Source organism: Actinoplanes sp. NPDC026670 (assembly GCF_040638175.1).
GTDB lineage: Bacteria > Actinomycetota > Actinomycetes > Mycobacteriales > Micromonosporaceae > Actinoplanes.
Genome location: NZ_JBEZXU010000140.1, coordinates 1 through 7,919, shown reverse-complemented (window position 1 = coordinate 7,919; position 7,919 = coordinate 1). Strand labels below are relative to the sequence as shown.

General features: G+C 70.7%; 9 protein-coding genes. 5 read left to right on the top strand and 4 right to left on the bottom strand.

Annotation, left to right across the window (positions count from 1 at the left end; translation table 11 throughout):
- Both AB0E94_RS52225 and AB0E94_RS52220 read right to left on the bottom strand, forming a co-directional pair.
- On the bottom strand, positions 1-327 hold a 327-nt coding region (locus tag AB0E94_RS52225; protein ID WP_360344272.1), incomplete at its 3' end, for a hypothetical protein.
- A 923-nt stretch (positions 328-1,250) separates the two neighbouring features.
- Entirely contained in the window at positions 1,251-2,261 is a 1,011-nt protein-coding gene (locus AB0E94_RS52220; protein ID WP_317792060.1) for a LacI family DNA-binding transcriptional regulator, read from the bottom strand.
- A gap of 91 nt (positions 2,262-2,352) precedes the next feature.
- Here AB0E94_RS52220 and AB0E94_RS52215 point away from each other — a divergent pair, with 91 nt between their 5' ends.
- Genes AB0E94_RS52215 through AB0E94_RS52205 form a run of 3 tightly spaced genes read left to right on the top strand, consistent with a single transcriptional unit; the run spans position 2,353 to position 5,350 of the window.
- Entirely contained in the window at positions 2,353-3,339 is a 987-nt protein-coding gene (locus AB0E94_RS52215) for a helix-turn-helix domain-containing protein (protein ID WP_360344268.1), read from the top strand.
- Positions 3,340-3,352: 13 nt separating this feature from the next.
- Positions 3,353-4,324: a type I glyceraldehyde-3-phosphate dehydrogenase gene (gap, locus tag AB0E94_RS52210; RefSeq protein ID WP_360344265.1), complete on the top strand. Its 972-nt coding sequence runs from the start codon at positions 3,353-3,355 to the stop codon at positions 4,322-4,324.
- A gap of 9 nt (positions 4,325-4,333) precedes the next feature.
- Entirely contained in the window at positions 4,334-5,350 is a 1,017-nt protein-coding gene (locus AB0E94_RS52205) for a LacI family DNA-binding transcriptional regulator (RefSeq protein WP_360344262.1), read from the top strand.
- Between the two features lie 132 nt (positions 5,351-5,482).
- Here the strand turns inward: AB0E94_RS52205 and AB0E94_RS52200 are convergent, their stop codons facing one another.
- Complete coding sequence (locus AB0E94_RS52200; RefSeq protein ID WP_360344259.1) at positions 5,483-6,049, bottom strand: XRE family transcriptional regulator; 567 nt, start codon at positions 6,047-6,049, stop codon at positions 5,483-5,485.
- A 48-nt stretch (positions 6,050-6,097) separates the two neighbouring features.
- Here AB0E94_RS52200 and AB0E94_RS52195 point away from each other — a divergent pair, with 48 nt between their 5' ends.
- Positions 6,098-6,991, top strand: a complete 894-nt coding sequence (locus AB0E94_RS52195) for a class I SAM-dependent methyltransferase (RefSeq protein ID WP_360344256.1) — start codon at positions 6,098-6,100, stop codon at positions 6,989-6,991.
- 71 nt (positions 6,992-7,062) lie between these two features.
- Here the strand turns inward: AB0E94_RS52195 and AB0E94_RS52190 are convergent, their stop codons facing one another.
- Positions 7,063-7,701, bottom strand: a complete 639-nt coding sequence (locus tag AB0E94_RS52190; protein WP_360344253.1) for a hypothetical protein — start codon at positions 7,699-7,701, stop codon at positions 7,063-7,065.
- Between AB0E94_RS52190 and AB0E94_RS52185 the strand changes: the two genes are divergently transcribed.
- Positions 7,682-7,919: hypothetical protein (locus AB0E94_RS52185; RefSeq protein WP_360344250.1), on the top strand; the 238-nt coding region annotated here is incomplete at its 3' end. The two genes, AB0E94_RS52190 and AB0E94_RS52185, sit on opposite strands and share 20 nt — an antisense overlap.

The following is a 7,919-nucleotide window of genomic DNA, read 5'->3' as shown; positions in this document are numbered from 1 at the left end:
CGGATCCTGTCTCGACAAACCGGAACCTAAGGCCTGCAACGGCGTGCGCCTGTCTAAACCCCTCAAACCACCCACACATACGACCGGAGAGCCGAAAAGTCGTGCAAGATCCGCGGGCGTCGAGCCGTTGCCGGCCGATCCGTAGCCGGCCGAGGAGACGTCATCCGCCTGAGGGCCGCTCTTCTGAAAATGAGGTGGCTGCGCAGAAGGGCATTCATCGACCGCAACCTCAGAAGATCGCGGCGGGGCGCGGCGCATCTCGTCGATCTTGTGGAGTTCGGCGGGACAGGTGTGTCCCTCGAGTTTCGCCATTTTGCGCAGCGACATCGCAGGTCAGGGTCGACGCTGAAGTGAATCTTGCATTCGTCCTGGTAGGCGTCATCCTCAACGAACTCTGCAAGATCACCGTGAGGCCTGATGACCTTGGGCGACCGTCCGGAGGCGATGCCGAGAGCGGGGTCCGCCGGGCCGCAGCGGTGGTCAGCGCACACGTTCGCCGATCGTGTGCGCTTGCTTTGCTCTGACGGGGACGGGCGCACACGTTGTGCCGTCCGTGTGCGCCTGCCGTCGTTCTGGCGAGGGTGAAGTCGCACGTTGCCGCATTGTGTGCGCTGGCCGTCGCGCGCTGGCGACCATGCCGGGCCGGGCGCCGGCGACCGCAACCAACAGCCCCTTTGCAGCGGAGGGCAAGGTTCGTCGATGCTCCTTCCCGCCGTCCATCCCGACAGGTACCCGGTGCGCTGTCGCCGTGGGCGGCGGGCGTCCACAAGGCCGGCGCGACCGAAGCAATCGATCCCCAAATGGCGAAACTCGAGTGTGTCCGAACTTCACAAGATCGCGCCCAGACGCCCAGATAGGCAGACTTCCCGACGGGCATGACATCGTGCGGCCGCGTCAACCCCTCACAGATCTGGATAGAAACAAAGCCCGACCCGTTGCGAAGCTGCAGGTGACTGTGGCCTTGACGCGAGGCTCGCCCGATCTCGCGGGGCGTAAGGGCGCGATGACGCCTGCCCACAGCCGTTTTCCCCCACCCCGGGCAAGCGCGAAGCGCCCCGGAAGACTTGTGGAGTTCGGCGGGACAGGTGTGCCTGAACTCCACAAGATCGACGCGGGGAACGGGGGTGGGGTGGGGCCGGGTAGGGCGGTGGGCAACGGATTCCGCCCGAAAGGCGCTCTGGTGGGCCGGACCGGCCGCCTGCGTCGCGGGGACAGCCACGGGGCCTGTCCACGGCGTACCAGAAAAAGGTCTAAGCGGAACCCCGCAAGATCAGGCGGGTGGGCAGGACCGTTTCGAAGTCGGCCGGCTCGTCGCCGTCGATCTTGGAGAGCAGGAGCCGGACCATCTCCTGGCCCATCTGCTCGATCGGCTGGTAGACGCTGGTCAGCGGCGGGTCGGTGTGCCGGGCGACGACGGAGTCGTCGAAGCCGACGACGGCGACGTCCTGGGGGACGCGGCGGCCGGCGCGGCGCAGCACGCGCAACGCGCCCGCGGCCATCATGTCGGAGGCGGCGAAGACCGCGTCGATCTGCGGGTACTGCTGGAGGAGCCACTCCATGGCGGCGGCGCCGGAGAGCTCACCGAAGTCGCCGCGGGCGGCCGGGCCTTCGCCGACGACGTCGCGGTAGCCGTCGTAGCGGGCGATGCCGACGGCCATGTCGAGCGGGCCGGTGATCGTGGCGATGCAGCGTCGGCCCTGGTCGCGGAGGTAGGCGACGGCGGCGCGGGCGCCGGCGCGGTTGTCGGCGTCGACGAAGCTGACCGGCTCCGGGTGGTAGGGGCGGCCGGCCCGGACGGTGGGGACGCCGCGTTCCTCGAGCATCGCCGGGAGCGGGTCGTCGCCGTGCAGCGACAGCAGCAGCGCGCCGTCGACGTGCTGGCGGGTGAGGTAGCCTTCGAGCTGGCGGCGTTCCTCGGGGGCCTGCGCGATCATCAGGACCATCTGCAGGTTGCGGGCGACCAGCACCGACGAGATGGACTGCACGATGCGGCCGAAGAAAGGTTCGGCGAAGAATCGCTCGCCGGATTCGAAGATCACCAGGGCTATCGAATCGGTTCGCTGGGTGACGAGCGCACGGGCCGCCCGGTTGGGGACGTAGCCCAGGGCGTCGATCGCCTCCTGGACGGCTTCCCGCGCTTTGGGACTGACCTGGGCCGACCCGTTCACGACACGGGACACGGTGCCACGGCCGACGCCGGCCCTGGCCGCGACCTCTTCCAGAGTCGGCCGCCCGGTGGAGCGGCTCCGATCTTGATTCATCGCTGAACCGTCCTTTCCGCGACCGACCCACGGTACACGTGCGGCCTGCGGCTTTCCAGGGTGGTGGCGGCGCTGCGGCAGAGTTGTCGGGGTGAGAGCTCACCGCATCGCGGTCCTGGTGCTGCCGGGCGCCGCGCCCCTGGACGTCGGGATCAGCGCGCAGATCTTCGCCCCGAAGCACGGCCTGCCCTACGAGTTGCGGCACTGTTCGCTGGCGGCCGGGCCGGTCGAGGGGCGGGACGGGCTGGGCTACCTGGTCGAGCACGGCCCGGAGGCACTGGACGACGCGGACACCGTGATCGTGCCCGGCTACAACACTCCGTTGCGGCCGCTGGACCCGCGGATCCTGGACGGGCTGCGGGACGCGGCGTTCCGTGGCGCGCGGACGGTGTCGATCTGCACGGGCGCGTTCGCGCTGGCCGCGGCCGGGATCCTGGACGGCCGGCGGGCGACGACGCACTGGTCGATGGCGCCGGTGCTGGCCCGGGAGTACCCGAAGGTCACCGTGGATCCGCGGGTGCTGTTCGTCGACGAGGGTCAGGTGCTGACGTCGGCGGGGGTGGCGGCCGGGATCGACCTGTGCCTGCACCTGATCCGGCGTGATCACGGGGTGCAGGCGTCGAACGCGGTGGCGCAGCGGATCGTGGCCGCCCCGTACCGCAGTGGCGGCCAGTCGCAGTTCGTGCCGCGTACCGTGCCGGAGCCGCTGGGTGAGGTGTTCGCGGCGACCCGGGAGTGGGCGCTGCACCGGCTGGGCGAGCCGATCGGGGTGGCCGACCTGGCCCGGCACGCGGGGGTGTCGACGCGGACGTTCGGGCGGCGGTTCGTGGAGGACACCGGGTACACGCCGATGCACTGGATCCTGCGGGCACGGATCGACATGGCGCGTTCCCTGCTGGAGGCGAGTGCGCTGAGCGTGGAGCAGATCGCTTCGGCGACGGGCCTGGGCACCGGGGCGAACCTGCGGCTGCACTTCCAGCGGATCCTGGACATGACGCCGACCGAGTACCGGAAGGCGTTTGGCGGAAAGCTTGCGGGATCCGGCGGTGTTGAGCCTGCCGCTCTCCGTCAACGTTAAGAAGAATCGAGGTATGAGAGCTGCTATCAACGGCTTCGGCCGCATTGGGCGAAATGTTCTCCGGGCCGCGACAGAGAGGGGCGGCGATCTCGAGATCGTCGCGATCAACGACCTGACCGACGCCCGGACTCTCGCCCACCTGCTCCGCTACGACAGCACCCTGGGCCGCTTCCCCGGTGAAGTGGAGGCCGGCCACGATCATCTGATCGTCAACGGTCACAAGATCGCCGTGACCGCAGAGGCCGACCCGGCCCGGCTGCCCTGGCAGGACGTCGACGTCGCGATCGAGTCGACCGGGCGGTTCACCGCCGGCGCCGGCGTCCACGTGACCCGGAAAGTCCTGGTCACCGCTCCGGCGAAGGGCGCCGACGTGACCATCGCCTACGGCCTGAACCACGACGCGTACGACCCGTCGGTCCATCGCGTCGTCTCGAACGCCTCCTGCACCACGAACGCGCTCGCCCCGATCGCGTCGGTGCTCGACGACCTGGCCGGCGTCGAGGCCGGTTCGATGACCACGGTGCACGCCTACACGCAGGAGCAGAACCTGCAGGACGGCCCGCACCGCGACCTGCGCCGGGCCCGGGCGGCCGGTGTCAACATCGCGCCCACGACGACCGGCGCGGCGACCGCGATCGGCGCCGTCCTGCCCCGGCTGAACGGGAAGCTGTCCGGATACTCGGTGCGGGTGCCGGTCCCGGTCGGCTCCCTGGTGGAGCTGAACGCCCTGGTCAGCCGGGACGTCACGGTCGAGGAGATCAACGCGGCGTTCGAGTCGGCGGCGGCCGGGCCGCTGCGCGGGGTGCTGGAGTTCTCGGCCGACCCGCTGGTGTCGTCGGACATCACCGGCAACCCGGCGTCCTCGATCTTCGATTCGCTGCTGACCGCCGCGAACGGCCGGCTGGTCAAGGTCGTGGCCTGGTACGACAACGAATGGGGCTTCGCGAACCGGGTCGTCGACACATTGACGCTTCTGGCCCGTTAACCTGTGCGGATGGCGGTCACCCTGGCGGATGTTGCCCGGCTCGCCGGGGTGTCCCCGGCGACCGTCTCCCGCGTCATCAACGACAGTGCGAAAAAGGTCAACGAGGACCTGCGGGAGCGGGTCCTCGCGGCGGTGCGGCAGCTGCACTACGTGCCGAACGCGCATGCGCAGAATGTGGCGCGCCCCCGCAAGTCGGCGGTCGGCGTGATCGTCCACGACGTCTCCGACCCGTACTTCGCCGAGATCACCCGTGGCCTGCAACGACAGGCCGGCGCACACGACCGGCTCCTGGTGATCTGCAACAGCTACCGGGAGCCGGAGCGGGAGCTGGCCTACGTCGGGCTGCTGCGCGCCCAGCAGGTGCATGCGCTGATCCTGGCCGGGTCGGGCTACCACGACGACGAGTTCACCGAGCGGCTCAACGGCGAGCTGACGGCGTACCAGCAGGCCGGCGGCCGGGTCGCGGTGATCGGCCGGCACCGTCTGGTCGGCACCGCGGTCCTGCCCGGCAACGAGGCCGGCGCGCACGAGCTGGGCCTGCGCATCCTCGAACTCGGCCACCGCGAGATCGGCGTGATCGCCGGCCCGCGCTACCTGACCACGACGACCGACCGCCTGACCGGTTTCCGCCGCGCGTTCGCCGACACCGGCGTCGAGCTCCCGTCGTCCCGCCTGATCTACTCCGACTTCACCCGCGACGGTGGCGCCGCCGCAGCCGGCACCCTGATGGACGCCCAGCCCGGCCTGACCGCCCTGATCACGCTCAACGACTCGATGGCGGTCGGCGCGATGGCCACCCTCCGTGAGCGGGGCATCCGGGTCCCCGACGACGTCTCGGTGACCGGTTTCGACGACATGCCGATCGCCCGCGACGTCACCCCCGCCTTGACGACGGTCCGGTTGCCGCTGGTCGAGATGGGCGAGCGTGCGATGGCCCTGGCCCTCGACGACGACCACGTCCCGCACGCCGAGCCCGCCGACGCCACCCTGGCCTGGCGCGCCTCCTGCGTCCCCCCACCCCGCTGACGCTTTCCCCACCGCCGTCGCCGGTCCCGCGCCGCGGTGGGCTCGCTCTTTGCCGGTTTTTCATTTGATACGGCCACTCCTGCACCGATCCACGAGAGAGGTTTCGACGCGCCCACTGGTAAAGGGTCAGCGTCAGGCATCGACGTGGTTGCGCTCGCCATCCGGGTCGAACACGGCGATCACCTCGGCCGCCCCGCCCCGCGCGCCGAACGCATGCGGCGTCATCGTGGAGAACGACGCCGCCTCCCCCTCGTGGACCAGCACCTCCCGCTCCCCGAGCAGCAACTCGACGGTCCCCGACAGCACGGTGAACCAGTCGCGCCCCGGATGCACCCGCTGATCCTCCGGCCGTCGTGACGCCGGCCGGCTGACCCGGATCCGGGCCACGGTCAGCCCGTTGCGCCCGTCGTCCCCGCTGAGCACCCAGGTCGTCATCCCCCGCTCCGGATGGTGGTGGGGTTTGATGACGACAGCGTCGCCCGCGGTCTCGACCAGCTGGTCGAGACTGGCCCCGAGCGCCCGCGCGATGGCCGTGAGCTGGTCGAGCCCGATCCGCCGATGCCCGGTCTCGATCCGGCTCAGCGTCGACGAACTCAGAAAGCACCGCCCGGCCAGCTCGTCGAGCGACCAGCCCTTGGCGATCCGTAGCCCCCGGATCCGTGCCCTCACCACTGCATCGATCTCAGCGTCTTGCGTCATACGCAAGACTGTATGCGCCAGCCGCAAAGCGCGTCTACAGTCGGTCACATGGCACACGACAGCACCCCCGCTCCCCACCACGATCACGGCCACGGACACGGCGCGGGCCACGGACACGGCCACGGTCCGGACGGTGGGCTCCAGGAGATCCTCGACCTGGACGCGGAGGTGACCGCCGCCCACCTGGCCGACCTGACCGCCCGAGTAGCCGAACTGGCCGGCGCTCACCGGGTCACCGACATCCTGGACATCGGCGCCGGCACCGGAACCGGCGCGTTCGCGCTGCTCAAACGATTCCCCAACGCAACGGTGACCGCCCTCGACTCATCCGGGGAGATGCTGGCCCACCTGCACGACAACGCCGCCCGCCAGAACCTGGCCGGCCGGATTCGCCCGCTACCGGCCGACCTGGACGTGGCCTGGCCCGCCACCGGCCCCGCCGACCTGGTCTGGGCGTCGTCGTCGATGCATCACATGGCCGACCCGGACCGGGTGCTCCGCGACATCCACGCCACGCTGCGCCCCGGCGGCCTGCTCGCGATGATCGAGATGGACCGGATGCCCCGGTTCCTCCCCGACGACCTGGGGTTCGGCACTCCCGGCACGGAGGCCCGCTGTCACGTCCTGCTGGACGAGGCCCGAGCCGCCCACCTGCCGCACATCAGCGCCGACTGGCCGTCCCGCCTGGCCAAGGCCGGCTTCCGGATCGTGGAGTCCCGCACCATGACGGTGGACGTGCCGTCCCCACTGCCGGAGGCAGCACTCCGCTACGCCTACGCGACCCTGGGCCGGATCCGCCATTCCGTGGCCGACGGCCTGTCCCCCGAGGACGTGTCCACGCTGGACGCCCTGCTGACGAAGAGCGGCCCACAGTCCCTGCACACCCGCACCGACCTGAAGGTCCAGAGCACCCGGGCAGTCTGGCTGGCCACCCACACGTAAACCCCAAGCCGGCTCTCACCGCTGTCTCGCGGGCGTGGAGACAACGGTGTGAGCCGGCCGACTGTGGACGGTCAGGCGGTGGCAGTCTCGGCGGCGCGCTCCTCGATGATCGACTTGATCCGGTCGGCCTGGACCCGGCTCTTGATCCCGGTGACCGCCTGCACCTTGTAACGGCTCAGCCGCCCGGTGCTGCGCAGGTGCTCGAACAGCTCGGCGCCGTGCATCTCCAGGAGGTCCTCGTCGCTGGCCGGGCGGACGCTCTGCGGGCGGGGCAGCAGTTCGGCCCAGGGCTGGGCGCTTCCGGGGGCGGTCATGCCGCTGAGTGCGAGCACGTAGTCGCCGATGAACCGCCGGATCGTGGCGTCGTCGAGGCGGGGCGCGCTGGGGGCGAGCACGTCGGCGAGTTCCTCCGGGTCCATCGGCTGGCCGTCGCCGAGTTCCTCCTCGAGCGCGGTGCGCAGGTCGAGGAGGGCGTTGTGCCAGGCTTCGGAGCCGGCCGGGGCGAGCGCCGGGGCGGGCAAGAAGTCACGCCACGGGTAGGCCGACTCGACGTGCTCCCCGTCCAGCTCGCTGATGTATTCGTTGATGAACGTGCGGACCACGCCCTCACCGAGCTCCTGCACACGGGGCGCGAGCCGGCGGGCGAGTTCGGTCCGCCGCATGTAGTTCATCTCGGGCAGATCCTCGGCCGTGATCTCCTCGGCCACCATCTTGCTGAGCCGGTCGACGGCGAGCCGCCACCAGGGCGACCCGGCGATGCTGACGGCCGGCCGGGCCCCGGTCGGGGTGGCCGCCCAGGCGGGCGCGGCAGCCGGCGCCGGCGGGACGGGCGCGTGCGCGGGGGGCGGAGTGCAGCAGATCGCGCTGGCCGGCGACCGGATCGGTGTCCTCACCACCGGCGGCACCGCCCTGGTCAAGGAGGGCGGCC

What these genes read in the sequence shown, in the direction of transcription:
- AB0E94_RS52220 (WP_317792060.1), bottom strand. Translation starts at nt 2,261, where the DNA reads ATGAATCAAGATCGGAGCCGCTCCACCGGGCGGCCGACTCTGGAAGAG.
- gap (WP_360344265.1), top strand. Translation starts at nt 3,353, where the DNA reads ATGAGAGCTGCTATCAACGGCTTCGGCCGCATTGGGCGAAATGTTCTC.
- AB0E94_RS52205 (WP_360344262.1), top strand. Translation starts at nt 4,334, where the DNA reads ATGGCGGTCACCCTGGCGGATGTTGCCCGGCTCGCCGGGGTGTCCCCG.
- AB0E94_RS52200 (WP_360344259.1), bottom strand. Translation starts at nt 6,049, where the DNA reads ATGACGCAAGACGCTGAGATCGATGCAGTGGTGAGGGCACGGATCCGG.
- AB0E94_RS52195 (WP_360344256.1), top strand. Translation starts at nt 6,098, where the DNA reads ATGGCACACGACAGCACCCCCGCTCCCCACCACGATCACGGCCACGGA.
- AB0E94_RS52190 (WP_360344253.1), bottom strand. Translation starts at nt 7,701, where the DNA reads ATGGTGGCCGAGGAGATCACGGCCGAGGATCTGCCCGAGATGAACTAC.